This is a genomic window from Peterkaempfera griseoplana, from assembly GCF_001418575.1.
Classification (GTDB): domain Bacteria; phylum Actinomycetota; class Actinomycetes; order Streptomycetales; family Streptomycetaceae; genus Peterkaempfera; species Peterkaempfera griseoplana.
In genome coordinates, this window is sequence record NZ_LIQR01000266.1 from 1 (window position 1) to 18032 (window position 18032).

Genomic DNA, 18032 nt, shown 5'->3' on the forward strand with positions numbered 1-18032 from the left:
GCGATCACGCGGCCGGCCGCGGCGGCTGCGCTTCTGGCGCATCCTCGGACCGATCAATGCACGGGAGCTTCCCGCTGCTGGTCGTGAGCGGCCGCTTACCTGAACGCGGGAACGATCTCCGTTGGCGTGGGCTCGGCTATCACGATGGGGATCCTGCCCAGCGGAAAGGGAACACCGTCAGAGGTCCCCGGTGGCAGCGAACACCGTCCGGGTGCCGTCCGCATCCACGGCCACGGCACCGACCACGTCCAGCCGGCCGGACGGGGCGACGGACAGGCCGTTGATCCAGAGGGTCTGTCCCCCGGCCGACGGGAGGACCAGCGGGGTCCAGTCGCCGCCGGCCAGCCGCGTCACGGACATGCCGCCCGTGGCACGGTCCTCCGCGGTCGCGGTCACGCCGGCGGGGGTGGCCACCAGCCTGTTGATCAGGCGCAGCCCCGAGGGGGTTTCCACCTTGGTCCAGCGGCCGCCGACCAGGTGCAGAAGCAGGGCGTGGCCGGTGTCCTTGCCGGTCAGCAGGGTGCGTCCGGCCGCCCACAGTGTGCCGTCCGGGTCGGCCACCACACTGTGGATCTCGCCGTAGAACCCGGTCCTGGGCAACTGCACGGAGGTCCAGGTGCGCCCGTCGTAGTGCATCAGCGCGGGCTCGTCCCCCGACGTGTAACCGGCCACCCAGATGTCGTGCGCGCCTCGGGTGACCACGCTGATCGCGAAGAAGCCGGCCTGGTCCGGCATGTCGACGCGGCTCCACGACGAACCGTCCCAGTGCTCCGCCAGACCCTCCCGGTGCTCGGTGACGATGGTGCCGCCCGGCTTGTCGGGGTCGGGGATCTCGCTGTCGACGACGTCGGCCCAGCCGACGGCCCACACGTCGTCGCTCGCGACGGCGGACACCGAGGTGAGGTTGCCGAACTCGCTCGACGCCGGGAGCGGGGCGGTCACGGTCCTCCAGGACTGTCCGTCCCAGTGCTCGGTGAGCAGACCGTGCAGGTTGACGCTGTCGGACATGCCGACCAGCCAGGCGTCACCGCCTTCCGATCCCGGCACCGCGGCAGCGCCGTGCAGTTCGGTGGGGTCGCCGGAGTAGGCGGGCAGCTGCACCTCGCGCCAGCCCTTCCCGTCCTGGTCGTCCCTGCTCAGCAGCAGCGGCGTCTGGGGCTGCCCGTCGCCCCGGTGCATACCGAAGGCCCAGGTGGTGTGTTCGTCCACCTGGTAGGAGTTGAGCAGGTCCCCGCCGATGGCCGGCACCAGGGCGGCCGTGAGGGTGGCCCGGTCACCCCGTCGGGGAGGGGCGGCAGCGGCGAGCCGTTGCCGACGACCACCACCCGCGCCGCGGGCGTGCTCTGCACGGCGACTGAGTCGAGCAGCCGGGTCAGCTCGGCGGGCCGATTACCCATCGTCAGGATGGCGACGCCGATACGCAGGTCTCCCACGAACGCTCCGCTCCTCGGGGCCAGTTGCCGCGATGGTAGCCCCCGGGTGAACCCACTATTGACCACAGGAGGTCACCCTATGTCCCCCCTCCGTCTCGGCGACTACAGTGATCACCTTGAGCGGGATACCACGGCCGTCGACCTCGACCAGGTGGCCAGGGCCGTCAAGCGCAGCCTGAAGCAGATCCAGTACCGGCCCCACCCCTGATACGACTACGGTGACATGTATGGGCGATGATGCCGACGCTGTGGGGGGGCAGCCCGTGCGGCCGAGTACGACCGGGTCTGCGCCGAACGCGCGGACCTGAGGGGCTGCTGCGCGCCCGGCCTTGGCTTTCGTGCACCGTGCGCGCAGGGGGCATCCGGTGCACAGATCGCTGTAGCTGGCCGCGCGCTGGTTGTGGCGGCCGCGGGGTTGGGCCAGGTCGGCGGTGTGTCCGGCGGGGCAGCTCACCGTGTTGCCGGCGGTATTGACGGCGAAGTCGTCCAGCGTGAACCCGCCGGGCACCGCGGCCCGCAGTGGTGCGGGTTTGAGGAACAGCCGGTGGCCTGCTCGGGCGAGGGCATGGCGGGTCACGCCGGTGAAGTAGGCGGTACAGCCGAAGACGTCCACGGGCTGGTCCTCGCCGGCGAGCAGGTCCACGGCAACGGCAACCTCGTGGTGGTCGGTTCCGGTTCCGGGGGCGAAGAGAGACGGCGGTGTACAGAAGGCAGCCGCGATCGGCCCCGACTGGATCGGCGGCTGCACCCGCCCGTGGGGGCCACTCACGTGCCCGCGCGCGTGAAAAAGGTCGACGGTCACAAGAGTCCCACAGCCCGTCAAGTCCCAGAGCCCGTCTGCCCAGCAGCGCCACCCCCGGATGCCACTGCTCCACCGCCATCGCCGTCACCGATGGCCCCGGTGCACTTCCGGGGACCCGGGGAAGCCCGCCCATCCGATTCACTACTCTCGTGATTGACCCGTCACCCGAACGGACGTATCAGATGGCCGACGCGGAAACGAGCCTCATATGGTTCAGGTGTTCGATTCACCCGAACGCCACCCTCTCAGGAGGTCGACCCCCATGAACCACCTTCGAGTTCTCGCCCTGGCGGCCGCTCCCACCGCACTGCTGATCGGCCTGGCGGCTCCGGCAACAGCCGTGAACGCCTCCGGGACGAAAGCCGCCTGTGCCGCACCTGCCGCCCACCAGGTTCTCACTGCCAAGCAGGGCATCCAGCTCGTCAAGAACTGCGCCGCTCGTCAGGCGCAGAGCAAGTCGTGGCACTGGATGGGCAACTACGGTTCGGTCTACGACGTGGCCTCGGTCGCGAACAGCGCGGGCGTCGGCGCCGGAGAGCTCATCACCCTCCCGAACGCCTCGGGCGGCGGCCTGCTCCCGACGTTCATGTACTACTGAGCCCAGGCGGTCGGCAGCCCTGGTCAGCCCGTGAACCGCTGACCAGGACGCTGCGGGCGCACGGCAAGGGCCCTTCCTCCACGGTCGCTCGGCCGCGGTTTGCCCTGCTCCCGCCGAGGCTGTCAACTGAGTCCGGCAAGAGTGTCGGAACACCTGTAGTCCCCGGTCGCCCACCGCGGCCGGGGACTACTGCTGCCCTTACGACTCGGTCCGCGACAGCGGAGCCGTGGCTTTCGGGAGCTTGTAGAGGCCCGGTCAGAACGTGTGTCTTGGCAGGAGTGAGAGCACTGACGGGGTCGTGCGATCGTGGGTGCCGTGAATGAACCGGTGGAGCGCGTAGACGATCAGGATCGGGTGCTGGCGGTGGTGGACCGCAGTGAGGCCATCCGTCGAGGCTGGCTGCACCGCATCGCGACGACGGTCTGCCGCGATCAGCAGGGGCGGGTGTTGGTCTATCGGCGGCCCGAAAACCTGTCCCGGTTCCCCGGCCACCACGAGGTGACGTTCGGTGGGGCTGTAGACGTAGGCGAGTCCTATGAGCAGGCGGCAGCCAGGGAGTTGGCTGAGGAGCTGGGCATTCATGTACCTGTGCGCTTCTTGTTCAAGTTCCTGTGCCGGGGGGCGATCAGCCCGTACTGGCTCGGCGTGCATGAGGCCGTGATCACGGGCGAGGTGACGCCTGACCCGGGAGAGGTTGCCTGGCACGGTTGGCTGACGGAGACGGAGCTGCAGGAGGCCGTGCGGCAGTGGCGCTTCATTCCGGACGGGCAGGAGGCGTTCGATCGCTATCTCACGCGTCGCCACGACCTGCCCGAGATCGGGCCGTGACGCGAGAGGGGCCGCACGGGTCAGGCAAGTTGTGACGCAAGCCCGGGCCCGTGCGGCCTTGTCCCATTCTGCCTTCTGCGGCCTGTCCCGTGCACATCTCGGCGGTTTGATCGAAGAGTTGGCCAATGCGTGGCTCGCTCGATGCGAGTCCGCGCTGCGCGAGCGGCGCGGTGTCGAGCAGCAGCGGCAGACCGGTGCCGGGCCGAAGCACGACCTGGTCTTCACCGACCGGGCACTGGTCGCTCTGGCCCACCTGCGCACCGGACTCCCGCATGCCGCACTGGCCGAGTTGTACGGCACTGCCCGCTCCACGATCTCCCGTGCCATCGGCGAGATCCGCCCCCTGCTGGCGGCGCGCGGCTTCGCTGTCCCCGACCGTCCCGGCGTACGACTTCGCACCCTGGCAGACGTGTTCGCCTACGCGGAGGCCGGGGGGATCACGCTGCGGATCGACGGCGCCGAGACGCAGGTCCGCCGGCCGAAGGCCTACCGGCCCGGACGGCGGGCCTTCGTGTCCGGGAAGAAGAAGCAGAACACCATCAAGACCACCAGCATCAGCGACGGCCAGGGCCGTCTGCTGTGGTCGGGCGCGGACCGGCCAGGCCGGATGCACGACCAGACCGCCGTTCGCACCGAGGGCATCGCCGAGCAGTTCCGGCTTCATTCACAGGTGAAGGCCAAGGTCGAGGAGGGCTACCGGGGCCTGGCCAACGAGTTCCCCGAGCAGGTCAGCGCGCCGCCGAAGAAGCCGAAAGAGGACACGCCCCTCGGCGAGCAGTACGCGTGGCGAGAAGCGCGCCGACGGCAGTCCTCGGCCCGGATCTGCGTCGAACACGCCAACGCCGAGCTGAGGCAGTGGCGCCCGCTCCAGCGTTACACCGGTCGACGCGAGGGCTACGCCGAGACGCACCGCGCGATCGCCTCGCTGGTCTCGGACCGTTCCGCCCGCCGGGCGACCCGCCGCAAGCCGAGCACCGAACTGGTGCTCGCCCGGCAGAGCGCCTGCTGATCAACCACCAGCCGACCCGCCGGGCCGACACGTCCCGACCTCAATCGCGGACCGAGTCGTAAGCCCTTCTTCTGCGCTGCTGTTGGCTGGCCTGCGGTCTTTCCGGCCGGTCCAGCCCTGCGCGGCTGCGGGTGGCGCTTCGTCTGGACATCGACTGCACTGGGTCCTCGTCGACGTGCCTGGGGGCGGCCTTTCGCACGATGCTGCCGGCGTGACAGGCCAGACGATCCGTCCGGCGGAAGAAGCACACCGCAGACGAACGCCTCCGAAGGTCGTCAGTCGGGCCGACGTCGCACAGCTGCCGGCGACACGCAGATGCATCAACCGGCCTGGGTCCCGCCCTGCTTCTTGCTCAGCAAGGTCCCGCGCGGCCCGAAACCCGCTGACGAGTAGAAGCGGACGGCTTCCTTGTTCGGCGCGAAGATCCCGGCATAGGTGATCGAGACACCATGCTCTGCTGCGGCCTGCTCAGCCGCAGCCAGCAATGCCGTTCCCACACCCTGACCGCGGTGGCCGTCCAGGACGACGGTGTGGATCTCGGCCGCGCTGCAAGGAGCCAGGATCTGGTGGTCCAGGGGATCAGGCAGGATGACCACCTCCACCATGCCCACCACCTCGCCTGCCGCCTCCGCCACGAAGATCAATACTTTCGACTCCGCCGAGAGCACCTCCTCGAAGTGCCTACGGACAGCCTGGACATCGGGCAGACGGTAGACGGAGGGGTCGAGTTGGACATGCCTCTCGGCATTCGCGAGACGCAGGCGGACAAGTCCGGGCACGTCCTCGCACGCGGCGGCTCTGACCGTGATCGGCATAAGCCGGAGCCTGTCATCACACTCGGCCGGCCGCAAGGCACACGGGTCGGCTCAGGCCAGGGCAAACGTGGCCTGCCGCGGTACTAGGATCACGCGCATGGGGCTTCTCAAGGGGGCCGCTCCGGCGGACTTCGTCCAGGCGGCGGCGGAACGGTACAAGGCGGGAAAGCGCGTCCACACGATCGTGTGGGAGGCGCCCGCCCTCCATGCCGGATCGCTGGCCGACCTGTCGGACCTCGTCGAAGAGGTCGAGTCCGTCGGCTGGCAGTTGGACCACACCGAGTCGGCACTCGTCGGCGCGTCACGTCCGGTGATTCTGCTTCTCTTCCGCCGTCGCGAGTTCACGCTGCCCCAGTAGGCTCGCACCGCACTGCTCCCGTTGCAGCGGGCAGCTCTGCGTACGGCCGAGGCATCCGCGGACGCGCCGGACCGAAGTCACTCCGAGACCCTGACCGGCACCGGGGCTCTCGTCGGCCGGGCGGTGCCCGTGCGTCTGCGCTCGGCCCACGGCTCGGGCGGCCTGTTCGGCAACCGGGCACGCACCGGTCGTCGTCCCCTCCACGAGACGACGGGCCGGAGGGAGAAGCGGGTGACCCGCACAGCGACGGCGGACGCGGCGGACGCGGCGGACGCGGCGGAGGCACGACGCCGTGGAGGCTGCCTGGTCGGTTGTCTGCCGCCGCTTGCCGGGCTGATGCTCGGGGTGCTGACCGTGGAGGCGGCCACCGAGGTCATCGGACGCTCCTGGTCGTACTGCATGGACCTCTCCTGGGTTCCGGCCATTGAGACGGCGGACTCCCCACGGTTCGGCCTGATAGGCACCTTTCCACTGTTCCTGCTGCTCGACTGCTGCTGTTTCCCGGTCGGCTTCTGGTTGGCGTGGCGGTTCCTGCCGGCGCCCCGGCGCGGGGTCCGGGCCGTGGCCGGATGCCTGGCGGGAATCCTGCTGCTGGGTGCGGCCTTCACGGCCGACCTGATGCTGAACGTGGGCCCGAAGCAGGGCATGTATGTGCACGCGCGCTGCCCCGGCGGCCGGCCTCCGTGGTGGCCGGCGTGGCTGCCGTTGGACACGTCCAGGAGCCCGGTCGACTTCAGGGATCAGCCCTAGAGGCTCCGGGTCCAGGGCTCGCAGGCCCCGGATGCCCACGGTGACGGTCGGCCGCGCCGGACCGGCGCACATCCGGCGGCCCGCGTCCCGGCCGCCTGGCGCGCCCGGCGGATAATGGCCGCTGCCGCAGCCGACAGCGGCTGCGGCACACATGACCGAGAGACGGAGGACGGATGACCCTGGAGGAGGGCCGGCGCGTCAGACTGGCGGAGGACCTGGGGATCGGCGAGGCGTTCGCCGGGAACCCCGCGACCGTTGCCGGGTTCCTGTCGCTGGGAGCCGGGCTCGAAGGCACCGTCGAGCGGGTGGACGGTGAACTGCCGGAGACCGCGGAGGCCCGCGAGTACCAGCGGCTCAGGGCACTGTTCGAGGACTACGGGCACACCATGCCGGAAGCGAGCCGGCAGCGGCTGCAGACGGAGATCGCGGCGCTGGAGCCGCAGTGGGCCGCGTTCCAGGAGCGCGGGGCCCGGGTGACGGTCCGGGTCCGGCTGGACAACGGCTTCGTCCTGGACGGGGCACACCAGGACGTCCTCACGCCTCTGTGAGGGTGGCCGGGCGCAACGGCGGCGGGTCCGGTGTCCGGGAGCGTGGGGCCCACTGCTCGGTGCCGTCCCTAGGGTGGGCACCCGCATCCGGAGAGGGCCGCGGGACGGCTGACCGTGAGGGAGGGCCGGACGCCGGAGCGGATGAGGGCGAACGCAACCGCGGGAACGTCACAGCCCGCCGCACGGCGGAGTGGTGTCCGCCCGCCGTGTCAGCCCCGGCCTGCCAGGGCGAGGCGTACGGCCTCCGCCGGGGTGTCGGCCGGGACGACGCCTGGGACGATGGCGCCCAGCGCGTCGATGACCTGCCACCCGCCGAGGCTGACCACGGGCCTGACTCCCCGGCGCATGGCGATGGCCACTTCGGAGAGCGTGCCCCACGACCCGCCGACGGCGATGACCGCATCCGCGGAGCCGACCAGGATGCTGTTACGGGCCTGGTCCATGCCGGTGGCGACGCAGGCGGTCAGGTAGGGCGAAGCCCCGGACCTGTCGGCCCCGGAGAGGATGCCGACGACGAGACCGCCCGCCCCGGCCGCACCCTCCGCGGCGGCGGCCATGACACCGCCGTATCCCCCGCAGAGCACGACCACGCCCGAGCGCGCCAGCAGGGCGCCGACTTCCCGGGCCGCCGTCTCCTCCGCGGCGCTGCACTCCGCGGGCCCGCACACCGCCACCTGGATCACTGCGACCCTCCGCCCGTGGTCACGCCGACGACCTGCCCGACGCCGCGGCTGCTCCGCCGCTCCCGTCACCCGTGCTGAACGGTAGACCGAGGCCCGGGGGCCGGGTGTGCGACGCGCGCCGGCCTCTCCGGCATCCTTGCCGCCGCACGGCACGGATGCCGCCGTGCCCGGTGGGGCACGGCGGCATCAGGGGCCCGGGGGCCGGAATCAGAAGGTCATGCTCCAGCGCTGGAGGTGTCCGTCGGGGATGTCGAAGAAGCCGGGGGTGCCGTCCGTGACCCGCAGCTGCCAGGTGCCGTTCGCCGCGACAGCCGACGCGTCCACGGTGTAGGTCTCGTGCAGCTCGGGCGTGAGACCCCAGGGGCCCCAGGGCTTGACCGGGATGACGGTGCCGTCGGGGGCGATCAGATCGATCACCTCGGCGTTGCTGAAGCCGTAGTCGAGATCGACCGAGACCTTGAGGTCACTCGGAGCGTTGCCCTTCTTCCCCGTGACGATCATCGGGGACTGCACGACGCCCCCCATCGAGATCACATACGTCGTGGGGTTGACGAAGAAGTCTCCCCCGGACTGCAGGACCTTCCAGGCCACCGGGATCTCACGGACGGACCCGGCCGCGTCCGTGATGGTGATGGTGGTGTCGTAGTCCTTGACCTTGTTCGGCGTGCCGGTGATCAGACCGGTGGCCGAGTTGAGCGACAGGCCCTTCGGCAGGTGCTTGGCCGAGTAGCGCAGCGGGCCGGGCCGGCTGCTGGTCGCCACGATCTGCCGGCTCACCGGCTGGCCGAGCGCCACCGGCTCGGTGGGCAGCGACGTCACGGCGATGTGGTTGATGTAGCGTGCGCCGACGTTGACCGCGGCCCAGGAGTTGGCGACTGCCTCCCAGGCGTCGCTCTTGGAGCCGTAGAGGTCGGCGGCGGCCTGGAGGGTGGCGGTACGGAAGCCCGCGTAGTCGGTGGTGCTGGTCATGTAGACGGTGAGCGCGCGGTAGACGACGTCACTGGCGTTGGTCAGCCCGATGCCCGCCACCGGCAGGCCGTCGTAGGTGGGGCTGTCGTAGTGCACACCGTTGATGGTCTTGGCGCCGCTGCCCTCGGCGAGCAGGTAGAAGAAGTGGTCACCCACTCCCGCCGCCATGTGCGGCTCGTCGCCCTTCGCCTCGGGGGTCCAGTAGTCCAGAGGCGCGTAGCCGACGGCGCTGACGCCCGCCTTGGAGGGCTGGTCCATGTAGCGGATGGGCTTGCCGTCGCCGTGCAGGTCGGCCAGCTCGCCCATGGTGTAGTCGGGCACGTCGGCAGGGTTGTTGGCGTAGAACTCGACGGCGGCGGCCATCATGTCGCTGATCGCCTCGTTGAGTGCCGGCGACTCGCCGTTGTCTCCAAGCCCGGCCGTGCTGGCGGTGACTCCGTGCGCCATCTCGTGGGCGGCGATGTCCAGCTCCGTCACCGGGTGCTGACCGTCCGCACCGTCGCCGTAGCTCATGCAGAAGCAGCCGTCCTGCCAGTTGGCGTTGGCCAGCGGGACGCCGGCCTGGGCCTCGTAGTGGACGCGGGAGTAACTGGCGCGGCCGTCGCCGGATATGCCGTTGCGGCCGAAGCGGTCGCGGTAGAAGTTCCAGGTGGTCTGCGCACCGTAGGCCGCGTCCACGGCTGCGGTCTGCGGGTCCGCCGCGGTCCCGTCGCCCCACACGTCGTCGTCGCCGGTGATCTGGACGCCACTGAAGTTGTTGGTCGAGTCCAGGGTCCGGTGGCCGGTCTGCGGGTCGATCAGGGCGTAGCTGCCGTCGGCCTGACGGGTGCTGCCGATCTGGACCGTACCGCTGTACATGCTGTTGCCGACGGCGGACTCCACATGCTCCGCGTTCTCCAGCACGGTGCCGCTTGCGGCGTCGGTGATGACATGCCGCTCGCTGGGGGACCCGTCCGGCTGCACACCGGTGACCACGGTCTCCCACGCCAGGGTCGGCTTGCCGCCGTGTGCCCAGACGACCAGGCGGGGCGCCTGCTTCGAGGCGGCCTTGTCGGTGTTCTCGGTCTTCGCCGCGCTCATTGCCGACTTCTTGGCCGTGGCCGCGGGAACCTTGGCCTCGGTGGTCGGCAGGGAGAGCTCGGCCTTGGTGGCCCAGGTGGTGGTGCGGGCACCGGCCCGGTCGTGGACCACCAGGTCGCCGCCGAGCACGGGCAGGCCGTCGTAGGTCCGCTCGTAGCGGGTGTGGACGGTGCCGTCGGCGTCCTTGACGACGTCCTTGGCTACCAGCTTCTCCTTGGCTCCCAGCTTCAGCGCGCGGGCGGTGTCCGGCGCCGACCGGGTCGCCTCGTCGAGCAGCTGCCGGCGCTGTGCCGGCGACAGGGAGACGGTGCGTGCCCCGGGCAGGGGCTCCGCCGCGATACGCGCCGGAGCCCCGCCCTTTCCGGTGTCCGCCGACACGGCGGCCGAAGCCGGCAACACCGAGACCGCGACCGCGGCGACCGTCATCGCCGCGACCGCTGCCCGCCGCCCCCGGGAACGGCGAGCGCCATGGGACGCCGAGGCCTTTCTGCTGGAGGTGTTCACTTCCGCAGTTCCTTTCGTTCAGCCATTGGTTGACGATTCATCAGCCAAAGAGCCGCCGCGCTTCCGAAGTGGAGAACCATTCGGCGCGTACATGGCGAGGGCGATCATGGCAGTGGGGACTTGTCGATTTCTTGTCGTCCGCCCGCCCTTACGTCCGTCCGCCCGGGCAGCGGCACCGGGCCGTGTTCCGCGGTGCGGCACAGCCGCCCGCCCGCGGCCCGGCCCAGGTCGTCCTCCGAAGCCGTACGGCGGCACGCCCCTCCGGCAGGCTGCCTGCGCCGCTCCCGACCGCCGGGCTGCACGCGGCCGTGCGCGGAGCGCGGGTGAGGAGGGGCGCCGCACACCGCGCTGCGACCGGGTGGACCGGGATGCTCGGGCCTGCGAGCCCGTAGCCTGCAGGAGCGGTGCCTCCACCGAGTGCGGACGGCACCGGCCTGCGGAACGCCAGCACCCGCCGAGGCCTGCACCGACAGCCCCGGCCGCCCCGGAGGCAGACCGCTCCTGCTCGTCGCCCGCTCCCCCGAGCCCTCCCCCGACGTCAGCGGCCGCTTCGGCCCGGACCACGGTCTGGTCGAGACGTCCTCAACGACCGGTCGCTCTGCGGGCAGGAGCTACGCACGGCCCTCCCGACCAGCCTGTGCTTCCCCGCGCACGGGAGCCGGCCAGCCGCGAGGCACCCCTTCAGAGGGACGGCGGCCGGGTGAACCCATGACGCTGGGCGTACTGGACCGCCGCGGCCCGGTCCGTGACACCGGCCTTGGCGAAGATCCGGTTGATGTGGGTCTTCACCGTGGCGGTGGAGATGTGCATCCGCCCGGCGATCGAGGCGTTGCTCAGGCCGGCGGCGACCAGGGCGAGCACCTCGGCCTCCCGCCGGGTCAGGCCGTCGGGGAGGTCGGTGGGCGCCCGTCCGAACCGCGCGGCGGCCACCAGCCGGGCCTGCACCCCCGGGTCCACCGGGGAGAGACCAGCCGCCGCCGCCAGGATCGCCCGGGAGATCTGCTGACGACCGGCGTCCTTGGTGAGGAAGCCCAGGGCGCCCGCCTCCAGCGCCGCGAGGACGGTCTCGTCGTCGGCGTGGCTGGTGAGCACCACCACCGCGGTCCCCGGCTGGGAGGCGGCCAGCTTCTGCGTCGCGGCGACGCCGTCCAGACCCGGCATCCGGACGTCCATCAGCACCACGTCCGGCGCATGCCGCGCGACGACCGCCAGGGCGTCATGACCGTCGGCGGCCTCGCCCACCACCTCGATACCGGGCACCAGGGCGAGCAGGGCCGTCAGTCCCTCCCGGACGGCCGTCTGGTCGTCGGCGACGACCACGCGGACCGGCGGCGTCATGCGCCGGCCCGCACGGTGGCCCTGACCGGGACCCGCGCCTCGACCCGCCAACGGCCGTCGATGCGGCCGGCGGTCAGGGTGCCACCCACCGCGGCCATGCGTTCGCCCATGCCGAGCAGACCGTGCCCGCCGCCGGCCGCCCCCGAGGCGGCCGGTGAGGTCGCGTTGCCGACCCGGACGGCGATCTCCCCCTCCGCATAGGCGAGGTCGACCCGTACGTCCTTCCCGGGTGCGTGCCTGGCCGCGTTGGTGAGGGCCTCCTGCACCACCCGGTAGAGCGCCAGGGCCGCCGCGCCGTCCAGCGGTCCGGGTGTGCCGGCCACGGAGAACCGGGCCGCGTAGGCGCGGCCCCGATGGGTGTCGATCAGCTCCTCGATCATGGTGTGCAGGGCGACCTCGCCCTCCCGCAGGGTCCGTACCGCCGCGACGGCCTCCTGCCGGCCCGTGCGGACCAGTTGCCCGGCCCTGGACAGGTGCTCCAGCGCGCGGCCGGTGTCCTCGCCGGCCTCCAGGGCCGCCGCCGCGGACTCGATCTGCAGGGAGACACCGGTCAGCGAGTGGGCCAGGACGTCATGGAGCTCCCGGGCGATCCGGGCGCGCTCGGCGAGCATCGCCGCGCGCTCCCGCTCGTCGGCGGCGAGGGTCGCCCCACGGGCCGCGTCGATGTGCAGCTTCCGGTTGCGTCCCAGGACGTAGCCGATGAGGGTGACCGCCGCGAAGCCGGCCAGTACGGTGCCGCGGTGGTCCAGGTAGCCGGCGGCCAGGATCACCACGCTGCCCCCGGTCACGGCGGCCCCGGCCCGCTCGGGGAGGTGGGCTCCGGCGCTGACGCACGGCCAGAAGGTGAACCAGAAGACGGCCAGCGCCGGGTGGAGGAGCAGCAGTGCGCTCCCGCTGAAGGCGGTGACCGCGCTGAGGACGCGGAAGAGCGACGCGTCGCCCTGCGGTCCGACCAGCAGCCAGGCGAGCCAGCCGACGGACGCAGCGGTCAGGGCCAGGGAGATCTGCAGTCCCCGGCCGTGCAGGCCCGCACCGCCGGGGCGGGCGGTCATGGACCACACCATCAGGGCCAGTCCCGCGCACAGCACGGACCTCTGGGACCACAGACGCGAACCGGCGACTGCCTCGGACACCATGCTCCCCCCAGGCCCGGGTCAGCGGGCCGGCACGGACTACAACCCGACATCCTCCCGGAGGGCTGACGATCTCCACCCCCCTTCCTCCCTAGCGTGGTCGTCCTGGTCCGTATCGGCAATGGAGTCGACCATGTCCACCGCCCTCACCCTGGTGAGCCTCGCCGTCGTCGCACTGGTCCTGGTCAAGGACTGGGGTCACCGGCGGGTCACCCTGTTCGCCCTGTTGCGACCGCTGGTGGCGGCCGCGGTGGTGGTCCCCTTCGTGGCGCCCGGCTGGGACGCCTCCGGCGACGGTCTCGCTCTGGAGATCGGATCCGTGGTGGTCGGAGCACTGCTCGGCCTCCTCGCGTCGGCCTTCGTGAAGGTCACCGCCGACGGCGACGGCCAGGCGTGGACCGACGCCGGGGCGGGCTACGCGGCCGTCTGGGTGGTGATCACCGCGCTCCGGCAGCTCTTCGTCTACGGGTGTCAGCACTGGTACACCCAGGACCTGGGCCGGTTCCTGTTCGACCACCACATCAGCGTGGCCGCCTTCGCCGACTCGATCATGTTCCTCGCCCTCGCCCCGGTCATCGGCAACCGGCTCGCCATCCTGGTCCGCAGCCGGAGGGTCACCACCGGCGAAGCCCGGCCGGCCGCCACCCCCGCCCGGGCACCCAGGGCGGACGCCTCCCGGTAGGCCGTCCAGCAGCGGCCGCCACCACCGGCGAGGGCACCCCCGGCCACTACGGCATCAGGCGACGTCTGCTCCTTAGGAGGGGCCGACATACGAGCGCACCTGCGCAATGCGGCCGTCGGCCGCGGTCCAGTCGGCCGCGGACGTGCCGATACAGCGCCACCCGGCACGCTCATAGAGCTTGATGGCCGCGGTCGCACCGGCCTCCACTTCCAGAACCGGTCTCAGGCCATGGGCTGCCGCTTCGTCGACCGCTCTCTCCAGCAGCTTGGCCGCTGTCCCCCGTCGGCGAGCAGCAGCGCTGACGAAGAGCCGCGCGACGGATACCAGACGCCGAGCGGGCAACCCGACAACGGACGCAAGTGCCTCGCCCGGACGCGCCAGGACCACATGTCCCAGGACCTCCGGCCCGTCCACGGCCACCCAGGCGGCCAGCATGTTCCGGGGAGTCAGCCATCCTCCGGGATCGGCAGGCCAGTGCACCGGGTAGCGATCTGCCGCGTGAACCGAGGCGAGAGCCTCGATGCAGCCCGGCAGGTGACCATCAGCGCGGGAGTGAATCGTCACGTCCGTCATTCCGAGAGCTTGGCACGCAAACAGCTGTGCCGGACTCTGCGAACCACCCCGCTTCCGGGTGCAGCAACGAACGCCCTCCTCCTCCGCGCACGCCCGCCATGCGCCGCGCACCGCGTCCGGCGGCGAGTACCGGGTGCTCGGACCCGGCGCAGCAGTGCGGCCAGGGCCTCCGCGCTCTGCGCGGCAGGCCGCGGGTTCCCCGTCTCAGGCCCCGGCGGGCGGGGGCGCCGGGGCGCACAGGTGACGGGTGCCAGGGCGGTGCGGGCAAGCGGACGCGGGACGGCACGGCACCCGCCCGGATGGCGCCCAAGTGCCACCGGCCGCCGGGAGCCGCAGTCCCGCTGGGCCGAGACCCCGACGCCTCGCCTCCGGCAGGGGGCGTCCGGGCGGACGCAACGGACGCCCCCTCCTCGGAGTGGGCGGTGGCGAACCGGACTACGGGACGACCGCGAAACCCCGGTGCCCTGGACATCACCGCTGACGACGCCCACGGCCGGTGTGCCGGGCTGCACCGGCGTGGTCAGCGCCGCATCAGCGACCGTCCCCACTCCAGGCGCTGCATCCGCTCCAGCGCCTCGGTGCGCAGGGCGGGATGGTGTGCGGCGGCCGCGGCGGCCTTCTCGTACCAGCAGGCCGCCTCCTCCCGCCGGCCGTCCTCGGCGCAGTGCCACCCCGCGGTCAGCGCCGCCCGGGCCAGGCGCTCCGTCGGTATCAGCGGGCCCGCGGCCAGCAGATGACGGGCCGTCCGGGACGGATGGGTGCCCGGCCGGCCCACCAGGGCTCGTGCCACCGCGGCGTGCAGCATCTGCCTGCGGGCGGGGCTCATGCTCTCCAGCACCACCTCACGGGGCAGTTCGGGGATCCGGTAGCGGCCCGGCCGGCCGGCGGCGGGTTCGTCGTCCCAGACCACCAGCCGGGCGGTGACGGCCGCGTCGATGAGCAGCAGCAGCTGCTCCCGGGAGATCCCGCAGACCGTCGGCAGCACGTCGGTGTCCAGGTACTCCCCGGCCACCGCCGCTGTCTCCAGCATCGCCTGGGCGGCCGGGCCGAGCCGGGCGAGGTCGGCCCGGAGCACGGTGGCGACGGAGTCCGGGACCTGGGCCCGGGGCCCGCTGCGCCGGTCCGCGGGCAGAGCAAGGATCGCCCGGAGCGTGAAGGGAATGCCCTGGCTGCGGCGGTGCAGCGCCGCAGCCTCCAGCGGGTCGCAGTCGTGGGCGGCGAGGAGTTCGCGGGTGTCCTCCACGGTCAGCGGTCCGAGCCCGAGGCGGCAGGCGCCCTCCCGGGTGAGGTCGGCCAGCAGCTGCTCGATCCCCTGCTGCTCGTCGTCCCGGACCGTGCACACCATGAGCAGCGGCACCTCACGGAGCAGGGCGGCGGCCAGTCCGAGCAGCCTGGCCACGCCGGGGTCGGCCCCGTGCAGGCCGTCGATGAGGCAGAGGACCGGTCTGTGGGCCAGCTCTGCGGCGAGGCGGGTCACCGCCTCCAGCGCGGCGTCGTCCCGGCGTCCGCAGGGGCGTTCGCCCTGTCCGGCCGGCGTGGGGACGGCCGTCCCGGTGCGCGGCTGGCCGGGGGTCCCGATCCGGCGCAGTCCGGACAGCAGCTGGGCGACGGGAGAGAGGGGGTCCTGGTCGTCCACCCGGCGGCCGGCGGGGCCGCAGCGGGCCGAGAGCACGGTGAACCCTGCGGTGGCGGCCCGGTCGGCCAGCTCCTCGGCCAGCCGGGTCTTGCCGGCTCCCCGCGGTCCGGAGATCACCGCCCACTGGGTGCGACCGGCCGCGGCGGCCGGAACCAGCGCGCCCAGGCGGTCGAGTTCGACGTCGCGCCCCACCAGGGGGAGCGCTCCCATATCGGCGGTCCGCCGGGGGGAGACCGCGTGGAGCGGAGGCGGACCGCTGACCGCCGCCGTGTCATGACGCAGCACGGCCACCTGAAGTTCCCGCAGGGCCGGGCCGGGGTCGAGCCCCAGCTCCTCGCCGAGCAGCGTGCGGAACTCCTGGTAGCGCTGGAGCGCGGCGGTCGGCCGGCCGGACAGGTACAGCGCCCGCATCAGCAGCGCCCATGACGCCTCGCGCAGCGGCGCGGCCGAGGTGAGCCGTTCGGCGGTGACCACCGCGCGCTCGGGCTCCCCCTGCTGGATCAGGATGGCGGCGTACATCTCCTCGGCGGACTGCCGGATCTCCTCCAGCCGATCGATCTCCCGCGCCGCGAAGGAGTACCGGACCGCGTCACCGAGGGCGGCGCCCCGCCACAGCCGCAGGGCCGCGGCGACCTCCTGGCGGGCGGCCTCGGTGCGTCCCCGGGCGAGCAGCTGCCGGGCGCGGTCCACCGCGTCCTCGAACCGGGCGGTGTCCCGGCTCTCCCTGGCGGCGTGCAGGGCGTAGCCCACCTGGCTGCTGACCAGCAGGGTGTGGCCGCCGCGCCCGGTCCGCTGCGGCTCCAGGGAGCTGCGCAGCCGGCTGATGTGGGCATGGAGCGAGGACGCGGCCCCCGAGGGCGGGTGGCCCTCCCAGAGGTCCTGGCACAGCTGCTCCGCCGGGACCGGGCGGCCTTCCGCGAGGAGCAGCCGGATGAGCAGCACCCGTCGCTTGGGCGGTCCCAGATCCAGAGGGGTGCCGCCACGCCGTGCCTCCAGTGGGCCGAGCAGAGCGAATCGCACTGTGTCGCTGTGCACTCCGGCTTGCCTTCCGTCGTGTCGTCAGGGCCGTGGGGACCCGTGGCCGGCTCCCAGCTCTGAGGGACTTGCGCAGTTGGATGGAATCACCCCGCTGTTACCACGGTGCGGTGATGTCACGTCACAGGTGTTTCGCCGGTGTTGCACCGGTCCTGCGCGGGTGCCGGGCGACCGCGGTGCGGCCGGGGCCGCATGCTGCCGCGCCGGCCGCGCCGGGTTCCTGAAACCTTGGCCACCGTGTTTCTCCGATGAATTCACTGGTCCGTCACGAGGAGGTCGTGGCGGGGACGGGAAGGGCTGCACAGCCCCGGAGAAATTCACCTTCCTCACCCTCGCACTGTCAATGCCCGCAGGTCCGGGACGAGTTGCGGATACGCGAAAGTGCGCACACGAGAAGGCGTGGTGCCGATGAAAATGGCCGGGGACATCTCCGACATTCGGCCGCTGTCCGGCTGGGCACGGCAAGCGGTGGGCAAGGAAGCGGCAAGTGCGTCCGGTGACCCTTGGTCCCGCCGGCCCCGCAGCGGCGTCGGCGCCCCAGACTCCCCGTCCACGCGAGGTGGCGATCACCATGAGATCCGGCCTGGTCCTCGAACCTCCCGGCGATGCCCGGCCCGCCCCCGGCGGCCCCGCCCAGGAGGTGTTCCTGCAGGAGCTGTACCAGGAGCACCGCCCCGTCGTGCTCCGCTTCGCCGCCGGTCTCTGCCACGGGGACTGGCACCGGGCGGAGGACATCCTGCAGGAGGCCGCGTTGCGGGCCTGGAAGCACGCCGAGCTCTTCCAGCCGAGAGCGACGGTCGGGCTGCGCCCGTGGCTGTTCACGGTGGTCCGCAACCTGGTCATCGACCAGTACCGCAGCCTGCGGGCGCGGCCTGCCGAGCGCGTCGAGTGCAGCCCGCCGGAGCCTCTCGTGCCCGACGGGACCGAGCAGCTGATCACCATGCGGGTGGTGACCGAGGCGATGGAGGACCTGACCGACCACCAGCGGGAGATCCTGCTCTGCCTCCACTACCTGGGGTACACCGTGCACCAGGCCGCCGGACTGCTCGGGGTTCCGCCCGGGACCGTCAAGTCGCGGGCCTTCCATGCGGCGAGGGCTCTGCGCAGGGCGCTGCGCGCCCGGGGCGCCCTGGACGACTGACGGGGTCCGGCGCCGGGTAGGCACGGACGTGCGGGAGCGCTCTGGATTCCCGTGCCGCGCCGTCGCCGATTCCCAGATGTGCAGTTGCGCACATTCCCCACCCGTCCGCCGTTGTCC

At 72.2% G+C, this 18032-nt stretch carries 17 protein-coding genes and 1 pseudogene; 8 read left to right on the forward strand and 10 right to left on the reverse strand.

From position 1 onward, the window contains the following. Nucleotides 1-177: 177 nt before the first annotated feature. From AOK09_RS20060 to AOK09_RS39235, 3 genes and pseudogenes are all read right to left on the reverse strand, one after another. Nucleotides 178-1248 carry a hypothetical protein gene (locus tag AOK09_RS20060; protein ID WP_055588593.1) on the reverse strand — a complete coding sequence of 357 codons (1071 nt, stop codon included), beginning with the start codon at nt 1246-1248 and terminating at the stop codon, nt 178-180. Between the two features lie 20 nt (nt 1249-1268). After that, nucleotides 1269-1433 (reverse strand): annotated as a pseudogene (locus tag AOK09_RS42285) (glycosyltransferase family 2 protein); the annotation flags it as partial. A 55-nt stretch (nt 1434-1488) separates the two neighbouring features. Beyond that, entirely contained in the window at nt 1489-2076 is a 588-nt protein-coding gene (locus tag AOK09_RS39235) for a transposase (protein ID WP_157875961.1), read from the reverse strand. Between the two features lie 421 nt (nt 2077-2497). Here AOK09_RS39235 and AOK09_RS20065 point away from each other — a divergent pair, with 421 nt between their 5' ends. From AOK09_RS20065 to AOK09_RS20075, 3 genes are all read left to right on the forward strand, one after another. Next, nucleotides 2498-2833 (forward strand): hypothetical protein, encoded by a 336-nt coding sequence (locus AOK09_RS20065; protein WP_245687382.1) that lies wholly within the window; start codon nt 2498-2500, stop codon nt 2831-2833. Between the two features lie 315 nt (nt 2834-3148). Beyond that, nucleotides 3149-3661 (forward strand): NUDIX hydrolase, encoded by a 513-nt coding sequence (locus tag AOK09_RS20070; protein WP_055588621.1) that lies wholly within the window; start codon nt 3149-3151, stop codon nt 3659-3661. A gap of 31 nt (nt 3662-3692) precedes the next feature. After that, on the forward strand, nt 3693-4670 hold the full coding sequence (locus tag AOK09_RS20075; protein ID WP_055588594.1) for a transposase family protein: 978 nt from the start codon (nt 3693-3695) through the stop codon (nt 4668-4670). Nucleotides 4671-4990: 320 nt separating this feature from the next. Here the strand turns inward: AOK09_RS20075 and AOK09_RS20080 are convergent, their stop codons facing one another. After that, entirely contained in the window at nt 4991-5485 is a 495-nt protein-coding gene (locus AOK09_RS20080) for a GNAT family N-acetyltransferase (protein WP_055588595.1), read from the reverse strand. 97 nt (nt 5486-5582) lie between these two features. Between AOK09_RS20080 and AOK09_RS20085 the strand changes: the two genes are divergently transcribed. The 3 genes from AOK09_RS20085 to AOK09_RS20095 all read left to right on the forward strand — a co-directional run bounded on the left by AOK09_RS20085 (nt 5583) and on the right by AOK09_RS20095 (nt 7141). Beyond that, a complete protein-coding gene (locus tag AOK09_RS20085; protein ID WP_055588596.1) occupies nt 5583-5843 on the forward strand; it encodes a hypothetical protein in 261 nt (86 codons plus the stop codon). Between the two features lie 231 nt (nt 5844-6074). Continuing rightward, nucleotides 6075-6593 (forward strand): hypothetical protein, encoded by a 519-nt coding sequence (locus tag AOK09_RS20090; RefSeq protein WP_055588597.1) that lies wholly within the window; start codon nt 6075-6077, stop codon nt 6591-6593. Between the two features lie 173 nt (nt 6594-6766). Beyond that, on the forward strand, nt 6767-7141 hold the full coding sequence (locus AOK09_RS20095) for a hypothetical protein (protein ID WP_055588598.1): 375 nt from the start codon (nt 6767-6769) through the stop codon (nt 7139-7141). A 209-nt stretch (nt 7142-7350) separates the two neighbouring features. Here AOK09_RS20095 and AOK09_RS20100 read toward each other — a convergent pair whose 3' ends face one another. The 4 genes from AOK09_RS20100 to AOK09_RS20115 form a co-directional block, all read right to left on the reverse strand. Continuing rightward, nucleotides 7351-7824 carry a TIGR00725 family protein gene (locus tag AOK09_RS20100; RefSeq protein WP_055588599.1) on the reverse strand — a complete coding sequence of 158 codons (474 nt, stop codon included), beginning with the start codon at nt 7822-7824 and terminating at the stop codon, nt 7351-7353. Between the two features lie 207 nt (nt 7825-8031). Further along, a complete protein-coding gene (locus tag AOK09_RS20105) occupies nt 8032-10299 on the reverse strand; it encodes a M4 family metallopeptidase (RefSeq protein ID WP_055588600.1) in 2268 nt (755 codons plus the stop codon). Nucleotides 10300-11058: 759 nt separating this feature from the next. After that, nucleotides 11059-11715 carry a response regulator transcription factor gene (locus AOK09_RS20110; protein WP_055588601.1) on the reverse strand — a complete coding sequence of 219 codons (657 nt, stop codon included), beginning with the start codon at nt 11713-11715 and terminating at the stop codon, nt 11059-11061. Further along, the gene (locus AOK09_RS20115; protein WP_169797053.1) at nt 11712-12767 is read right to left on the reverse strand and encodes a sensor histidine kinase; all 1056 of its coding nucleotides are present in this window, start codon (nt 12765-12767) and stop codon (nt 11712-11714) included. Before AOK09_RS20115 ends, AOK09_RS20110 begins: the two co-directional genes overlap by 4 nt. A gap of 214 nt (nt 12768-12981) precedes the next feature. On the opposite strand from AOK09_RS20115, the gene AOK09_RS20120 reads away from it, so the two are divergent. Beyond that, a complete protein-coding gene (locus AOK09_RS20120; RefSeq protein ID WP_055588603.1) occupies nt 12982-13530 on the forward strand; it encodes a hypothetical protein in 549 nt (182 codons plus the stop codon). A gap of 72 nt (nt 13531-13602) precedes the next feature. On the opposite strand, the gene AOK09_RS20125 is transcribed toward AOK09_RS20120, so the two are convergent. Beyond that, entirely contained in the window at nt 13603-14103 is a 501-nt protein-coding gene (locus AOK09_RS20125; protein ID WP_055588604.1) for a GNAT family N-acetyltransferase, read from the reverse strand. 520 nt (nt 14104-14623) lie between these two features. After that, complete coding sequence (locus AOK09_RS20130; protein ID WP_245687383.1) at nt 14624-16759, reverse strand: BTAD domain-containing putative transcriptional regulator; 2136 nt, start codon at nt 16757-16759, stop codon at nt 14624-14626. 586 nt (nt 16760-17345) lie between these two features. On the opposite strand from AOK09_RS20130, the gene AOK09_RS20135 reads away from it, so the two are divergent. Next, entirely contained in the window at nt 17346-17915 is a 570-nt protein-coding gene (locus AOK09_RS20135) for a sigma-70 family RNA polymerase sigma factor (protein ID WP_055588605.1), read from the forward strand. The last annotated feature ends 117 nt before the right edge of the window (nt 17916-18032 follow it).

Excerpts from the sequence above, each read along its gene's own strand:
- AOK09_RS20080 (WP_055588595.1), bottom strand. The coding sequence starts at position 5,485 with ATGCCGATCACGGTCAGAGCCGCCGCGTGCGAGGACGTGCCCGGACTT.
- AOK09_RS20065 (WP_245687382.1), top strand. The coding sequence starts at position 2,498 with ATGAACCACCTTCGAGTTCTCGCCCTGGCGGCCGCTCCCACCGCACTG.
- AOK09_RS20085 (WP_055588596.1), top strand. The coding sequence starts at position 5,583 with ATGGGGCTTCTCAAGGGGGCCGCTCCGGCGGACTTCGTCCAGGCGGCG.
- AOK09_RS20135 (WP_055588605.1), top strand. The coding sequence starts at position 17,346 with ATGAGATCCGGCCTGGTCCTCGAACCTCCCGGCGATGCCCGGCCCGCC.
- AOK09_RS20095 (WP_055588598.1), top strand. The coding sequence starts at position 6,767 with ATGACCCTGGAGGAGGGCCGGCGCGTCAGACTGGCGGAGGACCTGGGG.
- AOK09_RS20125 (WP_055588604.1), bottom strand. The coding sequence starts at position 14,103 with ATGACGGACGTGACGATTCACTCCCGCGCTGATGGTCACCTGCCGGGC.
- AOK09_RS20110 (WP_055588601.1), bottom strand. The coding sequence starts at position 11,715 with ATGACGCCGCCGGTCCGCGTGGTCGTCGCCGACGACCAGACGGCCGTC.
- AOK09_RS20105 (WP_055588600.1), bottom strand. The coding sequence starts at position 10,299 with ATGACGGTCGCCGCGGTCGCGGTCTCGGTGTTGCCGGCTTCGGCCGCC.
- AOK09_RS20115 (WP_169797053.1), bottom strand. The coding sequence starts at position 12,767 with ATGACCGCCCGCCCCGGCGGTGCGGGCCTGCACGGCCGGGGACTGCAG.
- AOK09_RS20120 (WP_055588603.1), top strand. The coding sequence starts at position 12,982 with ATGTCCACCGCCCTCACCCTGGTGAGCCTCGCCGTCGTCGCACTGGTC.